Source organism: Nocardia sp. NPDC006982 (genome assembly GCF_042869435.1).
GTDB lineage: Bacteria > Actinomycetota > Actinomycetes > Mycobacteriales > Mycobacteriaceae > Nocardia.
Genome location: NZ_JBIAFV010000005.1, coordinates 321412 through 345888, shown reverse-complemented (window position 1 = coordinate 345888; position 24477 = coordinate 321412). Strand labels below are relative to the sequence as shown.

The following is a 24477-nucleotide window of genomic DNA, read 5'->3' as shown; positions in this document are numbered from 1 at the left end:
CTGACGGCGCTGCCGAAAGGGCGCCGATCACCTCGACACCGAAGGCTGATGTGCTGGCGTTCACCGGCTTCCGCTGAAATCGGGACCTTGGTCGGCTGGTCCAGGGCACCGGCAGTTCGCATGACCCGGTTGCTGAGCCGCGGGCAGCGTGCTGAGTCAACAGCTCCCATGTTGTCGACGGGGATCTAGGCGCATCCCGTGATTCCGCCGTCGAGCGGGATGATGGTGCCGGTGAGGTAGCTGCCTGCGCGGGAGCTCAGGAAGGTGACGAGTCCGGCGATGTCGTCGGGCCTGCCGATGCGGCCGAGGGGGACCGTTTGGGCTATGTGTGTGCGGGCGGTGTCGGTGTCGAGCATGAAGGCGGTCATTTTGCTTTCGAATGGGCCGGGGGCGATGGCGTTGACGGTGATCGCTTCGGCAGCAAGGCGTTTGGCGAGGTGTCGGGTGAGCATGTGCAGGGCGGCTTTGCTTGCGGTGTAGCTGTAGTTGTCCATATCGGAGGGGCGGACGCCGTCTACCGAGCCGATATTGACAACGCGGGCCGGGTCGTCGGGTTCGGCGGCGGCGCGCAGTACTGGCAGCAGGGCGACGGTGAGGTGAAAGACGCCTTCGACATTGGTGTGTATTACTCGATCCCATGCGGCGGGCGGGAATTCGTCCAGCGGTGCGCCCCAGGTGGCGCCGGCGTTGTTGACCAGGATGTCCAGCCTGTCGAACCGGGCGGCGACCTCATCGGCCAGGGCGTGCGCTCCCTCGGGGGTGGACAGGTCGGCTGTGACCGCCACGCAATCGCCGTGCTCGGCCAATTCGCTCGCCGCCGCGGTGATATCGGCACTCTTGCGGGAGGCGATGACCACCTGTGCGCCCGCGGTGAGCAGGCCGCGCGCGATCATGAATCCGATGCCGCGGGACCCGCCTGTCACCAGCGCGGTCTTTCCTTCGATGTCGAAAAGTCCTGCGGTCATTCGAGTCCACCCGTCGGATCGGTATGTGCCGTTGAGGTATTCAGCGATCGGCCAGAGCCGCGCGCGGCGAGTCGTCAGGGCATCCGCGATACCGCTGCCGGAGGTTCCCGCTCCGAACGGTACAGCCCCGACAGCGAAGTCCGGCGTCCTTGTCCAGGGCCGAGTGCAGCGTGGACAGTTGCAGCGCAACCATGACGATTGGTGGCACGCGTTCGGCGCGATGGCTTCGATCAGCGACATGGAGGCGGCTTCTTCGAAGTACGGCGACGGAGAACGGCTTCGAGACGAGTTCGACGATACGAGCTTCGGGTTGTTGCGGCTCAGTGACTTTGATGGCGACGGTATGGGTGGCTGATCAACGTGTTGTGTGCTGGGCCTGTCATGGCCCGAGAAACAATCGTTCGCATGGTAGCCGTGGTAGCAGCAGACGTTCCTCGACCGCATAATGGATCAATTCGATTGTGAACCAACGCTTTCGTGTCCAATCGTGGATCACATTGCGTGCCGCGACCATGGTCGCCGCGTAGTCGAAGACCATTCCGCCCAGCCAGATTCGCAGATGCACATCACTGCCCGGTCGCAGCCGTGCGTCGGCTGTCATTGCCTGGGCATCCTCGGGCAATGTCGGATGAATACCGCTGTCGAATCGTAGACCATCACATCTTCTGATCATTTCATCATATGTGACATATACGTCATATGATTACGTTGAGCTGGCGGCGTCAAGTGTGCGCAGTGCGTCGAACGCGTCGGACTCTTTCATGCGCACCTGCCGACCGGGGTCGGCTCGGAAACCGCGGTTTTCTCGACCGCCGTTCGGCGCTCGATCAAACCGACTGCCACACCTGCGACGATGATCACGCCGCCGAAGACTTGTCCGAGCCGGACCGTCTCGCCGTTGATCCCCACCGCCCCGAGCACACCGAAAACCGGTACCAGGTTGAGGATGTTGACCGCGACGCTCGAGGTCATCCTGCGCAGACCGTAGTTGTAGAGAAGGAACCCGCCGACGGAACATGCCACGGCGAGATAGGCGAGCAGCGCTGAGGTCGTGGCGTCCGGTACCCGCCAGTCCCGGATCTCGAGGAGCGAGGCGAGCAGGAAGCCGGCGGCACCCGCCACGGTCTGGTAGTAGGTGAGATTCACCGCGTCCTGCCCGCGCCCCGCGTACTTGCCCAGCACGTTGTACCCGGCCCACGCCAGCCCGCCGAGCAGCAGCAGGACATCGCCGAACCAGCGACCGCTGCCGCCGACTTCCGCCCCGTTGCGCACGACCAGGAAGGCTCCCGCCGTGGCGAGCAGCACGCCGCCGACCCGCAGCGGCGGCATACCGGCCCGGAAGACCGCCAGCTCCACGAGCATGGTCATCAGCGGGTAGGTGGCCACGATCAGAGAAGCGTCGGAGGCGGTCGACAGTTCGACGCCGATGTTCTCCAGCACGAAGTAGACCGTGATGCCGAGCACGCCGCTCAGGTAGATCATGCGCCGCTGACGGGCATCCGGCCGCGCGACCGGGTTGCGGCGGATGCGCACCATGATCCCGAGCAGTGCGGCGGCGAGCGTGAAGCGGATGGCCCCGATGGTCAACGGCCCGACGTCCGCCAGCACCTGCTTGGTCACCGCGTACGAACTGCTCCAGAACAGTGCGGCCGCCACGATGGAACAGACCGCCAAGGCCCTGGTCCTGCGCTCGTCCACCCCTGATACCCCTTCCCATCCGAACTTTTCATCTCCGCCCGACCGCATCGTGGAGAGCGCATCATGGACGGAGCTACTGCGAGAAGCTAGCAATTAGTCCGGGAATGTGGCAGCCTGGCCGAACTAAATTTGGTCCTCTGCAAGTGAGACGGAACATGGACGAACTAGATTCGGCATTGCTGCGGCTTCTGCAGCAAGACGGTCGGCGCACCAACCGGGATCTGGCACAGGAGTTGGGCATTGCCCCATCCACGTGTCTGGAACGGGTGCGCTCGCTCCGTGAGCGCGGTGTGCTGCTCGGATTTCACGCCGAGGTGGACCTCCCGTCGATCGGCCGGGGGCTGCAGGCCATCATCGCCGTGCGGGTACGGCCGCCGACGCGCGCGATCATCGAGCAGTTCCAGGCCTTCGTGGCGCGGATGCCCGAGGTGATCGGAGTCTTCGTGCTCACGGGCACCGAGGACTTCCTGCTCCATGTGGCGGTTCGCGACACCGACCATCTACACGCGGTAGTCCTGGACAAGCTGACCGTGCGGCAGGAGCTCGCGGACGTACGCACCTCGGTGGTCTACGGGCACCTGCGGAAGAGCGTCATCGAGCCCATTTGACGCTCTTCCGATCGGTCCCTTGGTTACCGGCGACGGTCGGCCCGGCGGCGAACCGAAAAATAGTCCGAACAATTAACAGGTAACCCGTGCGAATCGAAATTTCGGATGCCGGGGTAGACCAAAAAGGCGAGTCCCGAGGCGCGGGGCGGGATCCGATTCTCGGTTGACAGGTATGCCACCGTTGGCCTGTGTGAGCGCGTACGTCGTCGCTGGTCACCTGATCGCAAAGTCCGGTGGGAGTACGAGATGCGAGCATCCGAAGCCACGGTAATCGCCCGTCTTATTCAGCGTCGCGGATTACCTGATTCATCGACCGGAATATTCATACGGATCGAACATGTGCCATGGACATGCGGCAAACTGTGACCTATGCTCGGAGATAATCCGAGGTCGTCGATGTGGCTGTCGGACATAAATATTCGAGTCCAAATTCTCTTTTCGTAAGAAGGGGATATATCTATGGGCACAAGCACATACACGGCCCGCCGCCCACGTCGACGGAAGATGGTCTCGATTGTCGTGGCGGGAGCGGTTCCACTGGCGCTCATGCTCGGGGGAACTGCGATCGCGAATGCCGGCGCTACGTCGGCCACAGTGACCCGGTTGGACTACTCACTGCCCGAGCCGCCTCCGCCGCATGAGCCTTCGCCCGATGAGCCTCTACTCGAGCAGCAGCACCCACAGCCGACACCGGAGTCGACCCAGCCCGAGCCGCCGCCCGACCAGACCAAGCCCGACTTGCTGGCCCGGTGATTTGTGGGCCGAGGCGTCGAATGCACGTCCGTATCGGCCCACGGCAGCATCGCGAACTCGAAGTCGCGGTTCGCGAGTGCGAGCACGCCTGCCGTTGATCGTCTGCGCGTCGTGGAACCGCCAGCACACCCTTGTGTCTCGAGCTCGTAGCGTGCGGTGTCTTTGTCGATTTCCCAGGCGTCGTAGCGTGCCAAGGCTGCGGCGACTAGCGCAGTAGTGCCTTCGGGCGACAACTTTGGAGCTGTTTTTGGGGTACCGGCGGCTTGGATAAGCCGTGTCTCGGGCAGCCGTGTCTCTCGCTGGCCGGAGACGTTCGATGACGCCAGGGCGAAGTCAAATGCTCGCTGTCGCTTACGGCCGCAGCATCATCATGGATGCGATCACGGTGACGAGATGTCGGGCGGCAAGCCATGTGGCTCGTCCGATGCGGCGGACTCTGTAGCGCAGCACGTGGGCGATCACGGCAGGCAGGGGCCGCGGCCGGGCTGCCCGTGCGCCCCGGTACTCAGTTACCAATCGTTAAGGTTCCCGCAAGGCAGACTGGCGAGGATTGGTGCCCAAACCGTCGATCTACCAATGGATTCCGCACCGCCGCGACCGCTCCGGCTTGGCCGGCGGTCGCCGAGAGCACCGGCGAGGATTGGCAGTTGCACGTAAGCACCGAAATCGGAGAAACCTCAATGCATAACACCCGCTTCCGCGCCACTGTGATCACCTTGGCGATCGCAGTAGCCGCCGGACTCGGCGTCACCGCGTGCGGCAAGACGGAACGCTGGTGCGAACGAGACCAAGACGATGTTGTAGTCGAAAATTGGCACTGCGAGCAGAACCTCGCGGGCTTCGAGTGGGAGCCCGACCACGACAAGCCGAAGACAAAGAAGAAGCCGAACAAGGCGAAGAAACAGACCAGATGACGAGAAGCGTCGATGAGCTATTTCAGTCAGAGCTCGGCACGGATCCAGCTAATAGAACGCCGATCAAGAATCCGGGACCGAGTAGCCCCGAGAACCCATGACAACAATTTCGGTTGTCGTAAAGCACCACGGTCTCGTAGCAGATGAATTCACCGTAAGTGTCGAAGCAGCTCGCATAATTGTTCGAGACTTTTCCCGAGATGACCGGTGTATGGCACGGGGTCGCATCGGACTGTCGGCTGTTCGACCGACATCCCGAAGCTTGGCTGCGGATGACTGCACCGGCCAACCCGAAGCATGCTGCCGCTGCCGCGCAAGGTGAACTGTGTCCGGACATTCGATGAAAAGATCGAGTGTTCCTGGTCGGCAGCATATTTCGACCTCGGGCGATTCTTGTCGGGGGTGGCACGATGAGCCGTGGCAGGCTCGATGTGAACGAGGGCAGCATATGACCGAGGTGCGTACCCGTGACAGGATTCGCGGGTCCCGGGGACCGGTTCGACCGGCTTGGGCCATCAATGGTTGGTTGATCGGCATCGCCGTTGGTCTCGGGTTGTTCCAGATGTTCTTGCTGCCGCTGGTGCTGCTGCCACGCGGCGCGATGTGGGGCTGGACGCTGGTGGTCATGGTTTTGTCGACGACACCGTTCTGGTCGCTGATCCATGAGGCCATTCACGGCAGCCTGATTCGCGCGCGTGCGGGCAACGACGCATGTGGGCGTGTGCTCGGAGTGCTGTACGGTTCGCCGTTTGCGATGCTCAAGGCCGGCCATCTGCTGCATCACCGGTACAGCAGGACACGGGAGCGCACCGAGATCTACGACCCCGCGACATCGAGTTGGCTGAAGGCCGCGCCTGGGTATTACCTGCGGCTGTTCGGTGGTCTGTACCTGCTCGAGGTCGCGGCGGTGCTGCTGGTCGTGCTGCCTGCCTCGGTGCTGCGTCGCCTCGGTCGGCTGATGGACGCACCGGACTCCGTTGCGGGACTGCTTTTCGAACGTATCGCGCAGGCCAGGGTGCTGGGTCGGTTCCGGGTCGATGCGGCTGCGATCGTTGTGCTCTACGCCGCCGCGTTTGCTGCCTACGGTGCGGACGGCTGGATGCTGTTGGCGGCATTGGGCGGGCGTGCGTTGGTTATCTCCCTGTCGGACAACGCTTATCACTACGGCACCGAACTCGACGCACCGCTGGAGGCGATGAACCTGCGTACGCTTCGATCGCTGGAGCGTTTCGCGCTGAGCTTCAACCTGCACGGCGTGCACCACCGGCACCCGGGTCTGCGCTGGTACGAACTACGTGCGAAGTTCCTGGACGAGGGCGGCCACTACCACCTCGGTTGGGCCACTGCGGCGGCACGCCAGATCCGCGGCCCCATCGAGCTCCGCTGACGATCAGGTGCTGCGTTCGAACCACCGCGACCACTTGGTATCTGCTCCCCACTGAGCCACTGCGTCCATCCCGGCCGCCGAAGCATTCATTCGGCGGATGTACGGGCGGCGAGCTGGATTACCCGCTGCGGACGGTTCGGGGTCCGCAGAGGGTGGGGTTCAGAGGGTGTCGAAGAACTCGAGCTTCGGGGGCGCGGCCAGAAGTGGCGCCATGAGCTTACCGGCGGCGCGGAAGTGGTCCGAGCGGGAGTGGGCGTCCAAAGCCTCCTTGTCGGAATAGATTTCGAAGAACCGGTAATTGTTGGGATCGGCCTGGGAGCGGACCAACTGGTAGGCGTGATTGCCGGGTTCGTTGGCCCGTACCTGGGCGACCAGGTCGGCGACGACGGACTCGAACTCGGGGCCGGACCCGTCCTTGACGGTCACATCGGCGGTTACTGCGAGCATGGTTCTCCTCAGGGTGAGTGGACTACAGACTGCATGGTTTCATCGATGCTCAGCCGGCGGGCTGGTTGATGGCGCCGAACGTCCGTCTCGGCCGGATCACCTGTTTCTTGATCTTTTGCCGAGCAAATCCGAGACCGATATGACGACCAGCATGGCGGGCAATACGAACAACTTCAGAATCACCAGGTAGGTGCCGGTGTGGTAAAAGAACGCGAGATAGATCCCGTACCCGGCACACAAGCTGCCGCAAGCTGCATCGGCCAGGCGCCACCAGCGGTCCAGAGACCGCGGGACGGCCAGCAGCAGCAGGACGATCCCGCTCACCAGCAGAAGCACCACGTACCAAGAGAACAGTGGATGTGCACCGAAATCCACGTTCATAAGCTTTCCTCCGCCCGCCGTTCGATTCATTCTCGGCGCAGATCGCAACGCAGGCAAGGCATTCCATGGCCGGGCTACGTGCCCATTGGATACCGGAACGCGGCTGTGTGGAGGCGTTCGAAGCGGGGGCGGTTGAGGCGCAGCATAAGTCGCTGCGGCGGTTTCACGTTCGCCGACAGTTTTTCGGCCGCGGGGCCAGGGAGCCCGTGGAAGCCCCACGGCACGAGGGTGAAGACCAGGCGCAGCGGGTATGACCGGCCGATTGCGCGCTCGATCTGCCCGTACGACTCCGGGGTCAGGAGCCGTCGCACGATGGGGAGTGCGTCGCGCTCCTCGTGGGCCATGTGGTTATCGAGTAGGCGTCCGAGCGCATCGAGGTGTTGATGGAGGACTGCGGCTGTCTCGGTCAGCGATACAGGCCTGGCCCGGCAAATCGATCTGAGCGGTGTTGTGGTGCATTGGTTTCTCCTCGAGGTAGGGATCAACGGGGGACTCGGTGTGCAGCCAGTGCCATGCGACGGCACCGACCCACAGTTGGAAGGCGAGCGTGCTCACGGCCAACACCGGGAACAGTGCGGAGTGGACGAGTGTGGCGCTGCCCGCCAGGCTCAGCGAGAGCACTGCGGTGCCGCCGCGGCGCAGCCATTGCGCGCCGCGCGCACGGGTGCGGCGCAGACACAGCACGATCGCGCCGACGAACAGCAGTCGCGGCATCGCCGACAGCGCTAGACCGAAGGGCGCGACGGAGTCCCATCCGGCGAGAATCCTCGGGTCTGCACTTGCTTCGGCGGCGTCGATAGCGACGTCGTGCAGCATGCCTGCCAGCGGCCAGATCAGCGCCAGCAGCGTGCCGGACGCGACCGCGACGGTCGCCAGCGCTCCCGATCCATCGGTTTCGCGCAGACGCGTGTGCACCACGCCGAGAAATCCGAGCAACAGCATTCCCGAGGTAATGAGGGCGAAGTTGCCGAGCCGATAGAGCAGCTGGGCGTCCAGCACGTTCGCGCCGCGTTCGAGTGGGGCAGCGCCGGGTGCGCCGGCTCGGGGCAGCACGAAAACCGCCATTGCCGCCATGACCGTCAGCTGGGATGCGGTGAACGCCAGTCCGAAGCGGGCACCGATGCGCTGGGGCTCGGAGAGCGTCGCTCCTGGATCGAGAGGTATTGCGTCCATTGGGCTTTCCCTCTTGCGCTCGACAGATCCGGACAACCGAAGAGTAGGAATCGCCACCCGGGGCACACATCGACCCGCGGGCGGGACGGGGCTCGGCGTATGGGCTGGTCGCACGCTCACCCCGTGGGATGACGACGCCGTGTTCCTTCCTCACTTACGCTCGGTCGGTGAGACTGGCCGAACGATTGCGCACTACGCCGTCGGATGCGGTGCTGGCGGCCGTATTCGTCGTGGCCGGGCTGGTGCAGACCGCGATCTTTCCCATCGCGGGCCGCGGTATCGGCGAGGTGTATGTGGTCGGGTCGATGCTCCCGCTGGCCTGGCGTCGGACGTATCCGATTGCGTCCGCGCTGGTTTCGTCGCTGACCTGGCTGATCCCGCTCGACGGTTTCCCAGTGCCGGGATTCGTGGCGGTGGTGCTGCAGTTCTATGCCTTGGGGTCCTGGGGCCGCCGGGGTATCGCCGTGCCGGCGGTCACCGCATGGGCGGCGCTGGCCGCGGTCGTCGGCACACTGCTCGGCCCCGAGCAGCCGGTAGCGGCCATCGGCGGGGTGCTCGCCGTCGTCGCCCCGGTGGTGGCTGGCCGGTTGGTCGCGTTTCAGCGGCGACAGAACGCGCAGATCAGCGCGCTGACCCAGGAGTTGCGGTACGAACGCGAGCGCGCCGAGGAGGCCGCCGTCGCCGCCGAACGTGCCCGTATCGCGCGGGAGCTGCACGATGTGGTCGGCCACGAACTCACTCTCATCGCGATCCAGGCGGAGGCCGCGGCGTCGGCGCTGAAGATCGCACCCGCCAAGGCGGTCGTGCCGGTGGAGGCGATCCGCTCGACCGCGCACCACACGCTGGCGCAGATCCGTCAAGTCCTGAACGTGCTCGCCCCGCTGAATGACGCAGGCGTGCAGGATGATTCGGATCTGGTGCAGCTGGCCGACAACGCCGGATCGGTCGGGATCGCGAACAGTCTCACCCTCACCGGCACGCCGCCGCCCGAGTGCAGGAACGCGGTCTTCGCGGTGAATCGCATTGTGCGCGAATGTCTCACCAACGCGGGCAGGCACGCGCCGGGCGAACAGGTCGATATCGCCGTCGACTGGCTGCCGGATCGAGTCGCGCTGCGCTCGACGAACCGGATGACGCGCAACGTTGAGCCGCGCCCGGGCCGGGGATTGACCGGCATGAGGCACCGGGCGGAGTTGCTGGGCGGTACCTTCGCTTCGCGAGCCGAACGTGGCCGGTTCGATGTCACGGTGACTATCCCGTTCGATGCGGGTGTGCGATGACCCGCGTGCTGGTGGTCGATGACCAGGATCTCGTGCGCCAGGGATTGCGCACGATTCTCGAACTGGGCGGCGTGGAAGTGGTCGGTGAGGCAGCCGATGGCGCCGCAGCGGTTGCGGCGGCGACCGCATTGCAGCCGGATGTCGTGTTGATGGATCTGCGGATGCCCGGCGTCCACGGGGTCGAAGCGACGCGTCGGATTGTCGCACTCGGCGCGGATATTCGGGTGCTCGCATTGACCACGTTCGACCACGACAAGCATGTGGTCGACGCCTTGCGCGCGGGCGCATGCGGATTTCTGCTCAAAGATGTCACCGCAGGCGGTCTTATCGACGCGGTCGGCCGCGCTGCCGCGGGCGAACCGGTGGTGTCGCCGGTGGTCCTTGCCCGAATGATGGATCACTTCTCGGCCCGCCCGCCCGCGCCGGCGCAATTGCCGCCGGGCTTCGGCGATCTCAGCGGTCGCGAGTCCGAGATTCTCGCGCTGATCGGCGCCGGACGGACCAACACCGAGATAGCCGAGGAACTGTTCATCAGCATGGCGACCGTGAAGACCCACGTGCGACATATCTTCGCCAAACTGCAATTGCGTGATCGAGCGCAGGCCGTGCTGGCAGCACGTGATGCGGGACTCGAACCGCGCCGTCGTATGTGAGATCAGCCGCCCGCGGCGTCGCTGCTGACTATTCGCCGGCGAGGAGTTGAACGACCGCGGCGGGATCGGCATCGACCGACAGCCCGAATCCGGCGCCAGGTGGTCGGTGATGGCGGTGCGGATGCTGCCACGCACCGCGGTGGATTCGCTTGTCGGTGCTGTGTATGCCAGCGACCAGCGGCAGCGTCGGTGGCATCGAACGCCCGAATTCGGTGCTCAGGGGCTTATTCTGCCCAGGTGACAGGGGAATCGGCGCGATCATTTCGGCGGCGGATGCTGCTGCTGGTCGTCGGTGTTGTGCTGGCGGCGGGTGGGGCCGCGACCCGGCCGTTCAGTTGGCAGGCAACCGTGCTGGTGCTGATGCCGGTGGTCGTGGTGTCGGTGTTGGCGTTCCGCACGAGACCCGAGCAGATTCCACGCACCGTCCGGCTGCGGCGCGGAGTGGCCGTTTGGTCGACGCTGGTGGTCGTCGCGTCGGTGTGGGAAGTGTATGCCTTTGTGCAGCAACCGGATTGGACGCGAGCGAGCCACCTGCACCCGACCTTGTCGACGCTGCTGGATCCGGCGCTCGAGCAGTTGCCGCTGCGGTTGGCCGGATGGTTGGTGTGGCTGGCTGCCGGCTGGTGGCTGGTTTCGAAATGAGCGATCGGGTGATCGTCATCGTCGGGTTCGTGGTGGTGCTGGTGGTCGCGCTCGGCGTGGTCGTGGCCACGCATATGCGCCGGGATCTGGTCGCGCCCTTGGGGGAAACGATCGCGTACCTCACGCGCAATCGGGTGGCGAGGATTGTCGCTGTGCTCGTATGGGCATGGCTCGGCTGGCACTTTCTCGCCCGATAGAGAGTGGCTCGTCGGGGTCGGAGGCCGTGAGATCGCCTAAGGAGCAATCGAATACGCCGATGTCCGGGAAAGGTCCGCTGGACCGGCCGAGGTCACGGGGTGGCGGGCAGGATCGGGGGCACGTATTCGAAGGTCATGCCGAGCAGCCATACGAGAAGCAGAACCACCGGCAGGTGGAACAGGAACTGCAGGAACGTGAATCCGACGAGGTCGCGCGCCCGCAGTTTGAGCACTGCCAGCAGCGGCAGCATGAAGAACGGGTTGATGAGGTTCGGCAGCGCCTCGGCCACGTTGTAGATCTGTACCGTCCAGCCGAGGTTCATGTGGACATCAGTTGATGCCTGCATCACGTAAGGGGCTTCGACCAGCCATTTTCCACCGCCGGACGGGACGAAGACGCCGAGTACCACGGTGTAGAGGGCGATGACGATGGCAAAGCTTCCGCCGCCGCCGATACTCGTGAAGAAGTGCGCGAGGTGTTCGGAGATGGTGAGGCCGCCCCGGCCCTTGGCTTTGGTGAGGATCGCGGCCATGGCGGCGTACAGCGGGAACTGGACGAGAATTCCGGCCGTCGCGGGTACGGCGAGGGAGATGGCCTGCAAGAACTTGCGCGGGGTCCCGTGCAGCACCAAGCCCAGCATGAGGAAGACGAGCAGATAACCGTTCAGGCTGCTGACCACGGTCAGCACCGGTTTGCTGGTGAGCTGGGAGATCAACCAGCCCAACGTCAACACTGCGGCCAGGATCGGCAGGATGCGGCTGTACTCGAGCCATTCCCCGGGACGTGAGCGTGCAGCCACTTCCGCGGGCTGGTCATCCAGATCGACGTCCAAGTCCTGGGCGGTCTTGATCGCTGCATCCTTCGGCGCGGAGAAGTGCGCGATCAGCACCGTGAGCGCCATGATGACGGCGCACATGAGCAGGGACTGCCAGGTGAAGATCGTGTGTCCGAAGTCGAGGACACCGGTGATTTTCAACAGGGCCGGAGGCAGCGAGGTGGCGGTGGCCTGCAACTGCGCGGCCGAGGAGGAAATGCCCAGCGCCCACACCGCACCCAACCCCATGAATGCCGCCGCGCCCAGCGCGCGATAGTCCACGCGTAGATCGGCCCGACGGGCGATCGCGCGGGCCAGCAGACCGCCGAAGACCAGGCTGAGTCCCCAGTTCAGAAACGATATCGACATCGAGAGGAACGCAACGAAACTCACTGCGCTGCTGGCGGTTTGCGGCAACGTGGCCAGTCGGTCGATGAGCCGGGCGACAGGTGGGGAGGTGGCGATGACGTATCCGGTGAGCACCACCATCGCCATCTGCAGGGTGAAAGCGGTCAGATCCCAGAAGCCGTCGCCGAACGCGTTCGCGACTGTTCGCGGCGACGAGCCGTTGGCCAATGCGGCGACGGCCACGATGAATACGCCCGCCAGCGCGACGACGTAGGCGTCCGGGAACCACTTCTCCGTCCACCTGGCGAGCGACTGCGCAACTCGCGCAAGGCCCTTCTCGGAGCTGGTTGCTTCAACCTTGTCGGGGCTGGTTTCTGTATCGGCGGACGTCATCCTGTCGTTCCTCATCTTTCTCTCCGCACGAGGTTGCCCGGTGCATGTGACGCACCGCACAAGACTCGCCTGGCGAGTATCGATGTCCCGTTTGTGTTCGGGCAAGAGGGAAAGTTGCAGGTACCGTCTGCAAAAATGCAGAAACATCGGCAGTCCAGGCGACTCGGTTCCGCATGGAATCCACCGCTATCGGCGGCGTTTGCGCGGTACCGAGGCGGGCGGCGCCGAATTGGGCAGGCCGAGTGCATGCGAGGCGTCGCGGGCGGCGGTGATCAGCAGTGGCGCGCAGGCGCGCACCTTCGCGCGATCGAGGTCGAAGGCCAGGGCCGACACGCTGATTCCGCCGACCGGCACACCGTGATGGTCGAGCACGGGGGCGCCGAGACAGCGGGTGTGCGCCTCGTTTTCCTCGTCGTCGACGGCGTACCCTCGCTCGGCCACGGCAGCTAGGTGGGCGATCAGCAGGTCGGGATTGATGATCGTGCGCGGTGTCATGGCGGTCAGCGGAATGCGCGCCAGCACCTCTTGCAACTCCGCCCGGGACAGACCGGACAGGATCGCCTTGCCGATTGCCGTGCAGTGCAACGGAATCGACAAACCGACACGGGAGCGCATCGCATACGCACGGTCGCCTTCCAGTTTGTCGACATAGACCGCCTCGTCGCCGGAGCGCAGCGCGAAGTGCACGGTGTGCCCGGTAGCCGCGCAGAGCCGCTGGAGAATCGGCCGCACCAGCTGCGTCACGCCGGCCGACTGCCCCGCCAGCGACAGCAGCCGCACACCGGGCAGATATCGGTGATCCGAGTCGACCCGGACCCAGCCGAGGCGGCCAGCTCTTGCAGAATCCGGTGCACCGTCGAGGTGGAAAGCCCAGTGGCCCTGCTTATTTCACTGATCCCGCGACAGGTCGGCAGTGCCTCGAGTACGAGCACCACCTTGGCGACCGCGCTCGGCGGGGAGTTCGCGACATGGTTCACCGGGCCATCCATCCCCCGTCCACCACCAGAATGTGCCCGTGCACATAGGCCGCTGCGGGCGTGCAGAGGAAGACGATCGCGCCCGCGATATCCTCGGCCTCGGCCCACCGCCCGACCGGAATACGTTCGGTGACAGCGCGATTGCGTGCTGGATCGGCCCGCAGTGCGGCGGTGTTGGCTGTCGCGACATACCCCGGGGCGACGGCGTTGACTCCGACGCCGAGACCGGCCCATTCCGTGGCCAGTGCCTTGGTCAGCCCCGCAACGGCATGTTTGCTGGCGGTGTACGCGGCGACATTGATGCCGCCCTGAAACGACAGCAGCGAGGCGATATTGACGATCCGGCCCGTACCGCGCTCGACCATGGTCGCACCGACGCAGCGCGCCAGTACAAACGCCGCATCGAGGTTGACGTCGAGCACCCGCCGCCACTCGGGAAGCGACACCTGGACCGCCGGGCCGCGGCTGATGATTCCGGCATTGTTCACCAGCAGATCGATACGGTATTCGGCGGCAAGGGAACTCGCGACGGCCTCGACCGCCGCGGAGTCGGTGAGGTCCGCCCCCACGGTGACGCAGGCGCGACCCAGCGCCTCGACCTCGGCGGCCACCGGTGCCAGGCCCGCCCGGTCGCGTCCCCACAGCACGAGATCCGCGCCCGCCGCGGCCAGCGCGAGCGCGGCCGCCCGCCCGATGCCGGTGCGCGCGCCGGTGACGAGGGCGCGCTGCCCGTCCAGCCGGAACGGTCCCGTCACGAAAGTGCCTGCGTCGGTACGAGATCCATATCGTTGTAGGCGAGGTTCTCACCTGCCGTCGACCACACGAACCGGTAGGGGGCGGTGCCCGCGCCGGTATGCACCGACCAGGGCGGACTGATCACCGCCTGCCGGTCGGCGACGATGATGCTGCGCGTGCGGGCCGGTTCGCCGCACAGGTGCACGACGCGTTCGGCCGGATCGAGACCGAAGTAGAGATAGATCTCGGTGCGCCGGTCGTGCGTGTGACAGGGCATGGTGTTCCATACGCTGCCCGGCTCCAGCGTGGTGATGCCGAGCGCCAGTTCACAGGAACGCGCCCCGTCCTCGTGCACATATTTGCGCAGTGTTCGCTCGCTCGCCTTGTGTGCTTCGCCGATTCGCACGGATTCGGCGTCGTCGCGGGTGATCAAGGTGGTCGGGTGCGCAAGATGCGCGGGGGCGGAGACGATGTAGAAGACCGCGTCGCCCGCCACGCTCACGCTTGCGGTGCCCTGACCGACGTAGACGATGTCCTCGGCGGACACCGAATGCTTCGTGCCGTCGGTGGTCACCGAGCCGACGCCGTCCAGGCAGACAATGCCCAGTTCGCGTCGGTCGCAAAGGTTTTCGGCGCGCAGTTCCGGCGGTGGTGTGAGTGCGAGCTCGGCGCCGTCCGGCACCGCACCGCCGATCAGTAGCCGGTCGTGATGCGACAGCGTGAACCGGACCTCGCCAGGCGCGAAGAGATCAGTGACGAGAAATCGTTCGCGTAGTTCTTCCGGTGCGAGCCTTGCCATTTCCCCTGGACTGGTGGCGTAACGGACATCGGTCATCGAGCTCACCTCTGGTTTCCCGTCTGACAGAAAGTGCTTTCCCTCACATAGAAAGCTGGAGGAGTATGCCGTACCAGGCAAGGCCGCGGCAAGGGCGCCGCACCCCGCGAGCAAGGAGCGGTTGCATGCGAATGAAGGCACGGATAATCGGATCGATTGCGGCTGGGTTGTTTGCGTTGACCGCCGCTTGCGCACCCGGGGAACAGGAGTCGAACGCCCCGGCGGGCCCGGTGTCAGTGGATTTCACCGCCTTCAAGGGCAAACACCTGACCTACGTGTACTTCACCGACGGACCCGATCTGGACGCGACCAAGGCGGCCATCGCCGGCTTCGAGAAGGACACCGGCGCCACCGTCGACCTACAGGTGGTGCCGTTCGCGCAGCTGAACACCGCATTGCAGGCGCGCATCGCGTCGAATACCGCACCCGAGGTCGCCCGGGTGCAGGACTGGCACCTGTACCAGGGGGAACTGCTCGACTTCACCAACTACTTCGGCAAGTCCTACGTCGACGAATTCACCGACGGCGCAGTGGCGGTCAGCCGCGACGATGCCGGACACCTGTACGCCGTACCCAGCGACCAGACCATCAACGGCCCCTTCGTCAATGCCGACGCCTTCGCAAAAGCCGGTGTGCCGGTGCCGAATTCGATGACGAAGCGCACCTGGGCGCAATTCGTCGAGGACGCGACAAAGGTGGCCGCCGCCAACGGCATGCCGTACGCGCTCACCATGGACGTATCGGGCAACCGGCTGAGCACCGTGCTCAGCCAGTACGGCACCACCCTGATCGGCGCGGACGGTCAGGTCGGACTCGATCAGGCCAAGGCGGAGCAGGCGCTCGGCATGGTGAACGACCTACTGCAGTCGGGCAAGATGTCCAAGGATTTCTGGCTCGGCGCGGGCACCAACTACAAGGGCGGCAACGACGCGTTCCTGGCCGGGCAGGCGCCGGTGTATCTGTCCGGGCCCTGGCAGGTCGGGGCATTCGCGAAATCGGCGCCGTTCTCCTGGGCCGCCGTGCCCAACCCGTGCGCGGCCGAATGCGGCGGATTTCCGGGCATGAAGGTGATGGTGGCCTTCGCCCGCAGTAAGGAGCCCACGTTGGGCGCCGCGTTCGTCCAGTGGATGAACCGTGCGGAGAACCAGCGCGAGATCGATAAGACCGCCTTCTGGCTGCCGACCCGCAAGGATCTGGTGGTGTCCGGGGTGCAATACCCCTCCCATGACGCGGATATGAACACCTTCATCGGCCAGATAGGTGCCACTCCGGCGGTGGATTTCACCGCGGCCGCCAGCCCCGCCTTCACCGGTGCGGCCAACGCATTGATCAAGGAGTTCGGCAAGGTCGTCGCCGGACAGGAAAGTGTCGCCGAGTGCGTGCGGAATCTGCGCACCCAGATCGCCGACATCATCAAGGCCTCGAAATGATCGCAGGCAAGCGCCGGATCAATCGGCGCAAGGTGGCGCCCTATCTGTTCGTGCTGCCCAATATGGTGATCTTCGGGCTGTTCACGATCTGGCCCGCGCTCAACGGCTTCAATCTCAGTTTCTACGACAGCAATAACGGCCGGACTTTCCACGCCGTCGGGACCGACAACTACCGGCGGATTGCCGACAGCTCCGAATTCTGGGACGTAGCGCGGCAGACGGTGGTGTTCGTCGTGTCGTTCGTGATCGTGAGCACGGTCCTCGCGACGGCACTTGCCCTGCTACTGAACAAGCAGCGGCGGGGGCGGGGTGCATTGAGAGCGGCGTACTTCCTGCCGATCGTGGTCTCGCCGGTGGTGGTCGGACTGATCTGGAATGCCGCGCTGCAACGGCAGACCGGACTGGTGAATTCGGTGATCAGTGCGCTCGGCTTCGGCCATCCCGGCTGGCTGGTCGATCCGCACCTGTCACTGGTGTCGGTAGTCACCGTCGGCGTCTGGATCCACCTCGGCTTCTACACCATGATCATGCTGTCGGGCCTGCAGTCCATCGATGATTCGATCTACGAGGCCGCCACCATCGACGGCGCGAACAGCTGGCAGCTGATCAAGAACATCACTCTGCCGCTGGTGCGGCCGACGACGATGGTGGTGGTCACGCTGTCGACCATCGCCGGATTCCAGGCCTTCGACTTCATCTACACGCTGACCGGCGGCGGTCCGGTGGGAGCGACGACGCTCATCGTTCAGTACATCTACACCAACGGATTTCACGCGCCGATCAGCTACGGGTTGGCCAGTGCGGCGGCGGTGATCCTGTTCCTGGTGGTCTTCGCGGTGACGTTCATGAACTATCTGGTCGGTCGGCGCCGGGAGGCGATATGAGCGCGCTCGCCACTGCCGCGCCGCGCGCCGGGACGTGGACCTCGACCACGGGGCGCACGCCGCCGGTCGCTGCCATCGTGCGCACGACGGTGCTCACGGTCGGCGCGATCATTATGGTCGCGCCGTTGATCTGGGCCGGGCTGTCCTCGTTCAAAGGTCAGGCCGAACTGGCCGCGCAGCCGCCGACGCTGTATCCGCACGATGTCACCTTCGACAACTACAGCACCGGTCTGACCGCATTCGACTTCCCGCGGTATCTGCTCAACAGCATGATCGTCACCGTGTCGGCGACGCTGCTCACGCTGCTGATCAATGCGATGGCCGCCTATGCGCTGGCCAAGTACAACTTCCGTGGGCGTGATCTGCTGTTCCTGATCACCTTGTCCACCATCATGATTCCGCTGCAGGTGATCCTGCTCCCGGTCTATCAGGTGGTGTCCTCGCTGGGGATGACCAATTCGCTACTGGGACTGATCATTCCACCCGCGGCCACGCCGACGGGGGTATTCCTGTTGCGCCAGTACATGTTGACGCTGCCCGACGAAACCATCGAGGCGGCTCGTATCGATGGTGCGGGTGAGTTCGCGATCTTCTGGCGGATCGTGCTGCCGCTGTGTCGTCCCGCGCTGGCGGTGCTGGCCATCTTCTCGATCATCTGGCGCTGGAATGATTTTCTGTGGCCGCTGATCGTGGCGCAGGACGAATCGAAACAGACGCTGCCGGTGGCGATCGCGCGCTTCGCCGGGCAGCAGGCGATTCCGTTCAATCAGATCCTCGCCGTCTCGGTGGTTTCGATCATTCCGGTGATCGTGGTCTTCCTGATCCTGCAGCGGCAGATCATCTCCGGCCTTGTCAGGGGAGCTATCAGGTGAACGTCATCCCAGAGGTCGCCGCGAGCGACCGATCGGTGCATGCCCTCGATCGGCACGGTTATGTGCGGGATTGGCTCAGCACACCGGCGTTTTCGTTGCCGTGCGAGGACCTGCACGAGGTACTGGACTCGGACGGCAGTCCATGGGGTGCGGACGGTCGCTGGGTGTTGACCAACGGCCCCGATGTGGCACCGCTGAAGCAGCGTCTCTACCAGCGTCATCCGTTGACGCTCACGCAACCGCTGCCGGAAGTGCTAGAGGGCGGGCAGTTTTCGTGGGAACCGGCACCGGGCGATACGCGGCAGGCCGGTTGGCAACGCAGGCACACCGGCGCGGACGGACTACTCGACTGGAGCGAGTTCTGTTTTACACCGGAGTATCGGCAGGCGATCGCCGCGACGGTGCTCGAGGTGGATCAGGCCGAGTTCCGGATCTTGGAGGTCGCATGCACCGGTCCGATCGCGATTTTCATCAACGGCGAATTGGCCTTACAGGCAACTGATTTCACCTATATGGAGCCGCACCGGACACAGCTTCGGACGCGGTTGCGCTCCGGCTTGACCGCGGTGCACCTGGTCACCTGGCAGGTGGCGTTTCGCGAGTGCCGGCACATCGCCGGGCTGCGTGTATCGGGCTTGCCGGTCCGCGTCGTGATCCCCGTCCCCGGTGCGGACGAATACCGATCGGCGGCGGCGGAATCGATGCTCGATGCGGTGGGCCTGAAGCCGTGGGCAAGCATCGACGGCACGGTGACGCTGACCGGCCCGGTCGGTGCGCGCTATCTGGTCTCCGCCGACGGAAACGCCGCGCAGGAGGTACTGCTCACCGATGGCACGGCCCGGTTCGCCCTGCCCGGCGCGCCGAGCGAGGCATCGATGGAGGCGGCCGATGCCACGGCCTCCATGCTCGGCACCGGCGAGAGCGTGCTGACCGTGCGCGTCGATGATCCGGCCGCGCCGGTTGTTCGACAGTTGCGCGCGGCACGCGTACCTGCAGTGCATCGCTCGGATCCCACCGCTGATCCTGCGATTTGGCGGGCCGAACTGCTGCGCCACGTCGCACGTGGTGTTCCAGGGGTGGCCCGTGCCCTGGCGCGGCACACTATCGACCCGGCCGCGAAGCTGTCCGACGACGACCTCGCGCCCGCGCTGCAGATGATCGAATCACGGTCGGATTGCGCTGATTTCGAGGCTGTCGGGCTGGTGCACCTGTGGCGGCGACTCGGCGACGACGCGTGGTCACCGGCGCAACGCGACCGGGTCCGCGCCGCGCTGCTCGGCTTCAAATACTGGATCGACCAGCCCGGTCTGGACGCCATGTGCTACTTCACCGAGAACCACCAGTTCGTCTGGCACACCGCCGAAACCCTTGTCGGCGAACTGTTTCCGGATGAGTTGTACGCCAATACCGGTTGGACCGGCCGCGCGCACGCCGAGCACGGTGGACAGCTCGCGGCGGAATGGATGCGGCGCAAACTCGCGGGCGGTTTCAGTGAATTCGATTCCAACGCCTATCTCGCGATCGACTCGCTCGCCCTGGTCTCCTGGATCGAGTTCGCCGACGATCACCGGCTGCGCCAACTGGCGGAGGCCCTGTTGGACAAGGCTCTGTTAACCCTCGCGTGCAACTCGTGGCGCGGCGTGCACGGCGCGGCGCACGGCCGATCCTATGTGCCGACGCTGCGGTCGTCGCGGTTCGAGGAGACCGCCCCGATCATGTGGACCCTGTGGGGTGCGGGCTCGTTGAATGCCGCGGTGCTGCCCGCAACGGCGCTCGCAACCGCGACCAACTACCGTCTGCCCGAACTCATTCGCGCCGTCGCGACCGAGCTACCCGAGGAATGGGACGGCAGACAGATCTACCGCGGTGCATACCGACTGCACCACGACCTGCTGGACCGGCCGTACCGATCGGATCTGCGGGTGTGGCGCACGCCGGATGCGATGCTGTCCAGCGTTCAGGACTACCGCAGCGGGCTGCCGGGGCTCCAGGAACATATCTGGGGCGCGACCCTCGGACCGGAGGTGCAGGTGTTCGCGACCCACCCGGCGGCCGACAGCACCTCGTCTTCGGCCCGCCCCAACGCTTGGGCGGGGCAGCGCATACTGCCGCGGGCACATCAACATCGCGACACCGTGCTCGTCCTGCATCGGATTCCTGAATCCGACTGGTTCGGCTCGACCCATCTGTGGTTTCCCACTCCGTACCTGGACGAGTGGACCGCCAACGGGTCGTGGCTGGCCGGACGCGTCGGTGACGGATATGTCGCGGTCGCCACGGCGGGCGGATTCCGTTCCCGCACAACCGGTGACGAGGCGGCGCAGACCTGGTCGCCGATCGGGTCCGGCCGCGCCTATGTCGCCACCGTGGGGCGGGCCGCCACCGACGGATCGTTCGACCGTTTCGTATCCGCGCTCGCCGAGCCGGATTTCACCGAGGACTCGATAGCCTGGCGCGCCCGCGACGGTCGAGTCCTCGCACTGTCGTGGCCGGGCGCATTCACCGTAAATGGTTCCCCGGCAGTTGATTTGGTGGATGGTCGCCCGGCCGACCCACCCCATTTGGACAACCCGGCCGTACGCGTCCCTTTCGACGCGGGTCGGCTGGAGGCCAGTTGGCACGGACATCGACTGGTCCTCGATCTCGCCGCCGGTCGCCGCATCGAACCAGTCAGCGGCACAACGGGAGTCGACGATGTCCGCCGATGACCTGACCTCCGCGCGACAGGCGGCGCCCCCGCTGCCGCCCCTGACCGATCTGTCCCCGGCCGCGCTCACCGATATCGGTGAGCGATTGACCACTCGCACTTGGCGACTCGGCCTGCCATCGTGGTTCTGGGGTGAGGGTATCTGCCTGCTGGGCATGATCCGCTTCGCCCAGGCGCGCAAACTGCCGATACCGGCCGATGTCGTCGACTGGCTGCGTCGCCACCACGAATCCGGCATCTCCGTGACCCACGTCAACAATCTCGCCCCCGGCACCGCCGCGCTGCTCGCCGCTGCCGAATTTCCGGACCTCGCGGCATCGGCCGCCGAACTCGGCCGGTGGCTTCGCGAATCCCCCTCCGCCACCAAGGCTCCCAACGGGGCGCTGGAGCACTGGCCGGGCGGGGTGTGGGCCGATACCACCTTCATGGCCGGAGTCTTCCTCGGCCATCTCGGCGAATACCACCGTGACCCCGGTCCTGTCGCCCGCTTCGGCGATCAGCTCATCGCCCATGCCGAGATTCTGCAAGATCCGGTTACCGGTCTGTTCGCGCACGGATCACATGCGGGACAAACGATCTGGAACTTCTGGGGCCGCGCCAACGCATGGTGCGCGCTCAGCGCGGTGGAGTTTCTCGAACTCGCTGCCCGCGCGCGGGTAGCGACCGATCCGGTTCAGGTACAGCGGATTTCCGAATCGCTGACCCGGCAACTGTGCGCGCTGAGCGACCGGCAACCCGAACACGGTGTGTGGAGCGTCCTGGTCGATGATCAACCCGAAAACGCGGGCATCCTGGAAACATCCGCCGCCGCGGGCATCGGCGCCGCCATGCTGCGCGCCGCGGCGGTCCTGCCGGACTGCCCCGCGAAGATCGTGCGGGCCGGATGGCGGGCGGTGGCGGGTGCGCTCGGTTACGTCGACGCGGCCGGTACGCTGACCCGGGTCAGCGCCGGAACCGTATTGCAGCTCATACCATTCGGATACAGCGTGATCAGGGACGACCGTGCCCAACCCTGGGGGCAGGGGCTCGCGCTGCACGCCGTCGCCGCTGCCTTGCAGGCCATCGAACGCGGGCAGATCCGATGAACGGAGTCGTCCTGTGCGTCGGCGAACCGCTGATCGCGCTCACTCCACCCGCGGGGACCGACCTGCAGGCAGCCGATCAGCTACTCGTCGCGGTCGGCGGCGCCGAGGCCAATGTGGCTGTCGGGCTTGCGCAGCTCGGTCTACGCGCTCGCTTCGCCGGACGCATCGGCGCCGATCCGTTCGGCCTGCGCATTCTCACCGCACTGCATACCGCCCGGGTCGACACCCGCTGGGTCGATACCGATCCGGAACGCCCGACCGGCCTCTACCTCAAAGATCCGACCGGATCGGCCCGCTACTACCGACGTGGTTCTGCGGGGGCTGCACTTGGTGCACTGCCCGCCGAGGCGCTTGTCGATGTCGATCATCTGCACCTCACCGGCATCACCCCGGCACTGTCCACGGAATGTCGGGATCTGGTCGAATCCTTGTTCGCCCTAAAACAATTCACCGTTTCATTCGATATCAACTTCCGCCCGGCGCTGTGGCACGCCGAGGCCGCCGCCCCGATCCTGCTCGACCTGGCCCGCCGGGCCGATATCGTATTCACCGGTCTCGATGAGGCTGCGGCCCTGTGGCAGGTCACCGACGCGCAGGACGTGCGTGCCCTGCTACCCACGGTCACCGAACTGGTGGTGAAGGACGGTCCCGCTCACGCCACGGTCTTCCACGACAGCGATCGCGTCGACGTACTGCCACCCGCCGTCGATATCATCGAACCTACCGGCGCGGGTGATGCTTTCGCGGCCGGATATCTCGCCGCCCGCCGCCGCGGCGAAGACTTGGCCGCCGCACTGCGCTCCGGACATCTGCTGGCCGGTATCGTCCTCGGCCGCCATGGCGACCACGCTGATCCCCCGACCGCCCGGGAATTGCATATTGCCCGCACCGGGCACGGCTGGCCTGAGGCCCTCTGACGACTTCCGGCAACCCTGCCGCCGTCCGAGAACACCACCCCGGCGTCCGCATCCGCGAAGCTGATTCACCCGGCTGTACCACCCAGGCAGTGTTCACCGTCAGCCGAGCTCAGCGAGCTTGCGCCGCAGCACCGTTCGCTCGCGCTCATTGCCGCACAGCTTTGCCGCGCGCTCCAGTTCGGTGCGCGCCTCATCGGTGCGTCCCAGCCGGGTGAGTAGCTCACCGCGAACGCTCGACAGGAGATGCGAATTCGCAAGCGCGCCAGCCGCCGCCAACGTGTCAACAATCGGCAGCGCCGCAGCCGGTCCCTGGGCCATGGAGACTGCCACCGCCCGGTTGAGATCCACCACCGGCGACGGGGCCAGTCTGCCGAGCGCCTCGTAAATGAGCACGATGCGCTCCCAGTTCGTCGTCTCGACCGAGGCTGCGACGGCATGACATTCGGCGATCGCCGCCTGCAAGCCGTAGGCGCCGAGGCCGCGGCCGACCTGCTCCGCGCGGACCAGGGCGGCCCGTCCCCGGCGGATCGCGGCACGGTCCCAGCGGCGACGGTCCTGCTGCTCCAACAACACTGGCTCGCCGTCCGGTCCGGTACGGGCGGGGAAGCGCGCCGCGGTCAGTTCGAGCAGCGCGAGCAGACCGTAGACCTCGGGCTCGTTCGGCACCAACCGGGCAAGCACCCGCGCGAGACGCTGTGCCTCGCCCGCCAGCTCGAATCGGATCAGCTCGTCACCGGAGCTGGCCGTCGAGCCTTCGGTGAAGATCAGATAGATCACGTTGAGCACCGAGCCGAGTCGCTCGGCCCGTTCTTGTGCCGACGGCACCTCGAACGGCACCCGCGCCGCCGCCAAGGTCTTCTTCGCGCGGGTGATCCTGGCCTGGACGGTGGCAGTCGGTACGAGGCACGCCTTGGCGATTTCATCGCTGGTCAGACCGCCGACCACCCGTAGGGTGAGCGCCAGCCTCGCCTCCCGTGACAGCACAGGGTGGCAGGAGATGAAAATCAATGCGAGTACGTCGTCATCGATGCGATCCGGATCCCAGAGCATGTCCTCGGCCTCGCGGTCGGGTTCGCGCCCGGTGAGCACACCGCCCTCGCCCAGATCACGGGCGAGGGCGGCATATCTGTCGTCGAGGGCGGAGCGCCGACGGAACGCGTCGATCGCGCGCCGCCGGCCGACGGTGAGCAACCACCCCGCGGGATTGCGGGGCGCGCCGTCACGTGGCCACGTCACCAGTGCCTCGGCCAGCGCCTCTTGGGCGAGATCCTCGGCCAGCGCGAAATCGCCGGTGTATCGCGCGAGTGCACCGACGATCCGCGCCGACTCGATCCGCCAGATGGCGGCGACGGCCGCGCGGCCGGTGTGCTCAGCCATTCGA

Annotated in this window: 28 protein-coding genes; 15 read left to right on the top strand and 13 right to left on the bottom strand. The window is 65.6% G+C overall.

Annotated elements, in window-relative coordinates; translation table 11 throughout:
* Positions 1-185: 185 nt before the first annotated feature.
* A complete protein-coding gene (locus ACFYOW_RS22315) occupies positions 186-965 on the bottom strand; it encodes a glucose 1-dehydrogenase (protein WP_387290746.1) in 780 nt (259 codons plus the stop codon).
* 178 nt (positions 966-1143) lie between these two features.
* On the opposite strand from ACFYOW_RS22315, the gene ACFYOW_RS22310 reads away from it, so the two are divergent.
* Positions 1144-1320, top strand: coding sequence for a hypothetical protein (locus ACFYOW_RS22310; RefSeq protein ID WP_387290743.1), 177 nt, complete (start codon positions 1144-1146; stop codon positions 1318-1320).
* A 24-nt stretch (positions 1321-1344) separates the two neighbouring features.
* Here the strand turns inward: ACFYOW_RS22310 and ACFYOW_RS22305 are convergent, their stop codons facing one another.
* Together ACFYOW_RS22305 and ACFYOW_RS22300 are read right to left on the bottom strand one after the other, a co-directional pair.
* Positions 1345-1566, bottom strand: coding sequence for a hypothetical protein (locus tag ACFYOW_RS22305; protein ID WP_387290741.1), 222 nt, complete (start codon positions 1564-1566; stop codon positions 1345-1347).
* Positions 1567-1724: 158 nt separating this feature from the next.
* Positions 1725-2663, bottom strand: a complete 939-nt coding sequence (locus ACFYOW_RS22300; protein WP_387290739.1) for a DMT family transporter — start codon at positions 2661-2663, stop codon at positions 1725-1727.
* A 155-nt stretch (positions 2664-2818) separates the two neighbouring features.
* On the opposite strand from ACFYOW_RS22300, the gene ACFYOW_RS22295 reads away from it, so the two are divergent.
* From ACFYOW_RS22295 to ACFYOW_RS22280, 4 genes are all read left to right on the top strand, one after another.
* Positions 2819-3271, top strand: a complete 453-nt coding sequence (locus tag ACFYOW_RS22295; protein ID WP_063040920.1) for an Lrp/AsnC family transcriptional regulator — start codon at positions 2819-2821, stop codon at positions 3269-3271.
* 459 nt (positions 3272-3730) lie between these two features.
* Entirely contained in the window at positions 3731-4024 is a 294-nt protein-coding gene (locus tag ACFYOW_RS22290; protein WP_387290736.1) for a hypothetical protein, read from the top strand.
* A 680-nt stretch (positions 4025-4704) separates the two neighbouring features.
* Positions 4705-4938, top strand: a complete 234-nt coding sequence (locus tag ACFYOW_RS22285; protein ID WP_387290734.1) for a hypothetical protein — start codon at positions 4705-4707, stop codon at positions 4936-4938.
* A gap of 448 nt (positions 4939-5386) precedes the next feature.
* Complete coding sequence (locus ACFYOW_RS22280; RefSeq protein ID WP_387290732.1) at positions 5387-6325, top strand: fatty acid desaturase; 939 nt, start codon at positions 5387-5389, stop codon at positions 6323-6325.
* Positions 6326-6484: 159 nt separating this feature from the next.
* Here ACFYOW_RS22280 and ACFYOW_RS22275 read toward each other — a convergent pair whose 3' ends face one another.
* The 4 genes from ACFYOW_RS22275 to ACFYOW_RS22260 all read right to left on the bottom strand — a co-directional run bounded on the left by ACFYOW_RS22275 (position 6485) and on the right by ACFYOW_RS22260 (position 8326).
* A complete protein-coding gene (locus ACFYOW_RS22275) occupies positions 6485-6772 on the bottom strand; it encodes a putative quinol monooxygenase (protein ID WP_387290730.1) in 288 nt (95 codons plus the stop codon).
* A gap of 96 nt (positions 6773-6868) precedes the next feature.
* Entirely contained in the window at positions 6869-7153 is a 285-nt protein-coding gene (locus ACFYOW_RS22270) for a hypothetical protein (protein WP_387290728.1), read from the bottom strand.
* Positions 7154-7227: 74 nt separating this feature from the next.
* Positions 7228-7497, bottom strand: coding sequence for a hypothetical protein (locus ACFYOW_RS22265; protein WP_387290726.1), 270 nt, complete (start codon positions 7495-7497; stop codon positions 7228-7230).
* Positions 7498-7501: 4 nt separating this feature from the next.
* Entirely contained in the window at positions 7502-8326 is an 825-nt protein-coding gene (locus tag ACFYOW_RS22260) for a hypothetical protein (protein WP_387290724.1), read from the bottom strand.
* A 167-nt stretch (positions 8327-8493) separates the two neighbouring features.
* Here ACFYOW_RS22260 and ACFYOW_RS22255 point away from each other — a divergent pair, with 167 nt between their 5' ends.
* The 4 genes from ACFYOW_RS22255 (at position 8494) to ACFYOW_RS22240 (ending at position 11098) form a co-directional block, all read left to right on the top strand.
* Positions 8494-9606: a sensor histidine kinase gene (locus ACFYOW_RS22255; protein ID WP_387290722.1), complete on the top strand. Its 1113-nt coding sequence runs from the start codon at positions 8494-8496 to the stop codon at positions 9604-9606.
* A complete protein-coding gene (locus ACFYOW_RS22250; protein ID WP_387290720.1) occupies positions 9603-10259 on the top strand; it encodes a response regulator in 657 nt (218 codons plus the stop codon). The genes ACFYOW_RS22255 and ACFYOW_RS22250 overlap by 4 nt, the downstream gene beginning before the upstream one ends.
* A gap of 237 nt (positions 10260-10496) precedes the next feature.
* Entirely contained in the window at positions 10497-10901 is a 405-nt protein-coding gene (locus tag ACFYOW_RS22245; RefSeq protein ID WP_387290718.1) for a hypothetical protein, read from the top strand.
* Positions 10898-11098: a DUF6186 family protein gene (locus tag ACFYOW_RS22240; protein WP_387290716.1), complete on the top strand. Its 201-nt coding sequence runs from the start codon at positions 10898-10900 to the stop codon at positions 11096-11098. Before ACFYOW_RS22245 ends, ACFYOW_RS22240 begins: the two co-directional genes overlap by 4 nt.
* A gap of 92 nt (positions 11099-11190) precedes the next feature.
* On the opposite strand, the gene ACFYOW_RS22235 is transcribed toward ACFYOW_RS22240, so the two are convergent.
* The 5 genes from ACFYOW_RS22235 to kduI form a co-directional block, all read right to left on the bottom strand.
* A complete protein-coding gene (locus ACFYOW_RS22235; RefSeq protein ID WP_387290714.1) occupies positions 11191-12654 on the bottom strand; it encodes a short-chain fatty acid transporter in 1464 nt (487 codons plus the stop codon).
* 186 nt (positions 12655-12840) lie between these two features.
* Entirely contained in the window at positions 12841-13398 is a 558-nt protein-coding gene (locus ACFYOW_RS22230) for an IclR family transcriptional regulator (protein ID WP_387290712.1), read from the bottom strand.
* Positions 13395-13631 (bottom strand): helix-turn-helix domain-containing protein, encoded by a 237-nt coding sequence (locus tag ACFYOW_RS22225; protein ID WP_387290710.1) that lies wholly within the window; start codon positions 13629-13631, stop codon positions 13395-13397. The genes ACFYOW_RS22230 and ACFYOW_RS22225 overlap by 4 nt, the downstream gene beginning before the upstream one ends.
* Positions 13628-14386, bottom strand: coding sequence for an SDR family oxidoreductase (locus ACFYOW_RS22220; protein ID WP_387290708.1), 759 nt, complete (start codon positions 14384-14386; stop codon positions 13628-13630). The genes ACFYOW_RS22225 and ACFYOW_RS22220 overlap by 4 nt, the downstream gene beginning before the upstream one ends.
* Entirely contained in the window at positions 14383-15201 is an 819-nt protein-coding gene (gene kduI / locus ACFYOW_RS22215; protein ID WP_387290707.1) for a 5-dehydro-4-deoxy-D-glucuronate isomerase, read from the bottom strand. The genes ACFYOW_RS22220 and kduI overlap by 4 nt, the downstream gene beginning before the upstream one ends.
* Positions 15202-15326: 125 nt before the next feature.
* Between kduI and ACFYOW_RS22210 the strand changes: the two genes are divergently transcribed.
* From ACFYOW_RS22210 to ACFYOW_RS22185, 6 genes are read left to right on the top strand one after another with little or no spacing between them, the layout of a single operon-like run.
* Positions 15327-16631, top strand: coding sequence for an ABC transporter substrate-binding protein (locus ACFYOW_RS22210; RefSeq protein ID WP_387290705.1), 1305 nt, complete (start codon positions 15327-15329; stop codon positions 16629-16631).
* Entirely contained in the window at positions 16628-17515 is an 888-nt protein-coding gene (locus tag ACFYOW_RS22205) for a carbohydrate ABC transporter permease (RefSeq protein WP_387290704.1), read from the top strand. Before ACFYOW_RS22210 ends, ACFYOW_RS22205 begins: the two co-directional genes overlap by 4 nt.
* Entirely contained in the window at positions 17512-18387 is an 876-nt protein-coding gene (locus tag ACFYOW_RS22200) for a carbohydrate ABC transporter permease (RefSeq protein WP_387290702.1), read from the top strand. The genes ACFYOW_RS22205 and ACFYOW_RS22200 overlap by 4 nt, the downstream gene beginning before the upstream one ends.
* On the top strand, positions 18384-21095 hold the full coding sequence (locus ACFYOW_RS22195) for a hypothetical protein (protein ID WP_387290700.1): 2712 nt from the start codon (positions 18384-18386) through the stop codon (positions 21093-21095). Before ACFYOW_RS22200 ends, ACFYOW_RS22195 begins: the two co-directional genes overlap by 4 nt.
* A complete protein-coding gene (locus tag ACFYOW_RS22190; protein WP_387290698.1) occupies positions 21082-22179 on the top strand; it encodes a glycoside hydrolase family 88 protein in 1098 nt (365 codons plus the stop codon). The genes ACFYOW_RS22195 and ACFYOW_RS22190 overlap by 14 nt, the downstream gene beginning before the upstream one ends.
* On the top strand, positions 22176-23096 hold the full coding sequence (locus ACFYOW_RS22185) for a sugar kinase (protein WP_387290696.1): 921 nt from the start codon (positions 22176-22178) through the stop codon (positions 23094-23096). The genes ACFYOW_RS22190 and ACFYOW_RS22185 overlap by 4 nt, the downstream gene beginning before the upstream one ends.
* 99 nt (positions 23097-23195) lie before the next feature.
* Here the strand turns inward: ACFYOW_RS22185 and ACFYOW_RS22180 are convergent, their stop codons facing one another.
* The gene (locus tag ACFYOW_RS22180) at positions 23196-24473 is read right to left on the bottom strand and encodes an RNA polymerase sigma factor (protein ID WP_387290694.1); all 1278 of its coding nucleotides are present in this window, start codon (positions 24471-24473) and stop codon (positions 23196-23198) included.
* Positions 24474-24477 lie beyond the last annotated feature (4 nt).

Bases quoted from the DNA above. Each gene is read 5' to 3' on its own strand.
- ACFYOW_RS22315 (WP_387290746.1), bottom strand. From the start codon at position 965: ATGACCGCAGGACTTTTCGACATCGAAGGAAAGACCGCGCTGGTGACA.
- ACFYOW_RS22305 (WP_387290741.1), bottom strand. From the start codon at position 1,566: ATGACAGCCGACGCACGGCTGCGACCGGGCAGTGATGTGCATCTGCGA.
- ACFYOW_RS22295 (WP_063040920.1), top strand. From the start codon at position 2,819: ATGGACGAACTAGATTCGGCATTGCTGCGGCTTCTGCAGCAAGACGGT.
- ACFYOW_RS22290 (WP_387290736.1), top strand. From the start codon at position 3,731: ATGGGCACAAGCACATACACGGCCCGCCGCCCACGTCGACGGAAGATG.
- ACFYOW_RS22285 (WP_387290734.1), top strand. From the start codon at position 4,705: ATGCATAACACCCGCTTCCGCGCCACTGTGATCACCTTGGCGATCGCA.
- ACFYOW_RS22280 (WP_387290732.1), top strand. From the start codon at position 5,387: ATGACCGAGGTGCGTACCCGTGACAGGATTCGCGGGTCCCGGGGACCG.
- ACFYOW_RS22275 (WP_387290730.1), bottom strand. From the start codon at position 6,772: ATGCTCGCAGTAACCGCCGATGTGACCGTCAAGGACGGGTCCGGCCCC.
- ACFYOW_RS22270 (WP_387290728.1), bottom strand. From the start codon at position 7,153: ATGAACGTGGATTTCGGTGCACATCCACTGTTCTCTTGGTACGTGGTG.
- ACFYOW_RS22265 (WP_387290726.1), bottom strand. From the start codon at position 7,497: ATGGCCCACGAGGAGCGCGACGCACTCCCCATCGTGCGACGGCTCCTG.
- ACFYOW_RS22260 (WP_387290724.1), bottom strand. From the start codon at position 8,326: ATGGACGCAATACCTCTCGATCCAGGAGCGACGCTCTCCGAGCCCCAG.
- ACFYOW_RS22250 (WP_387290720.1), top strand. From the start codon at position 9,603: ATGACCCGCGTGCTGGTGGTCGATGACCAGGATCTCGTGCGCCAGGGA.
- ACFYOW_RS22240 (WP_387290716.1), top strand. From the start codon at position 10,898: ATGAGCGATCGGGTGATCGTCATCGTCGGGTTCGTGGTGGTGCTGGTG.
- ACFYOW_RS22235 (WP_387290714.1), bottom strand. From the start codon at position 12,654: ATGACGTCCGCCGATACAGAAACCAGCCCCGACAAGGTTGAAGCAACC.
- kduI (WP_387290707.1), bottom strand. From the start codon at position 15,201: ATGACCGATGTCCGTTACGCCACCAGTCCAGGGGAAATGGCAAGGCTC.
- ACFYOW_RS22210 (WP_387290705.1), top strand. From the start codon at position 15,327: ATGCGAATGAAGGCACGGATAATCGGATCGATTGCGGCTGGGTTGTTT.
- ACFYOW_RS22205 (WP_387290704.1), top strand. From the start codon at position 16,628: ATGATCGCAGGCAAGCGCCGGATCAATCGGCGCAAGGTGGCGCCCTAT.
- ACFYOW_RS22200 (WP_387290702.1), top strand. From the start codon at position 17,512: ATGAGCGCGCTCGCCACTGCCGCGCCGCGCGCCGGGACGTGGACCTCG.
- ACFYOW_RS22190 (WP_387290698.1), top strand. From the start codon at position 21,082: ATGTCCGCCGATGACCTGACCTCCGCGCGACAGGCGGCGCCCCCGCTG.
- ACFYOW_RS22185 (WP_387290696.1), top strand. From the start codon at position 22,176: ATGAACGGAGTCGTCCTGTGCGTCGGCGAACCGCTGATCGCGCTCACT.
- ACFYOW_RS22180 (WP_387290694.1), bottom strand. From the start codon at position 24,473: ATGGCTGAGCACACCGGCCGCGCGGCCGTCGCCGCCATCTGGCGGATC.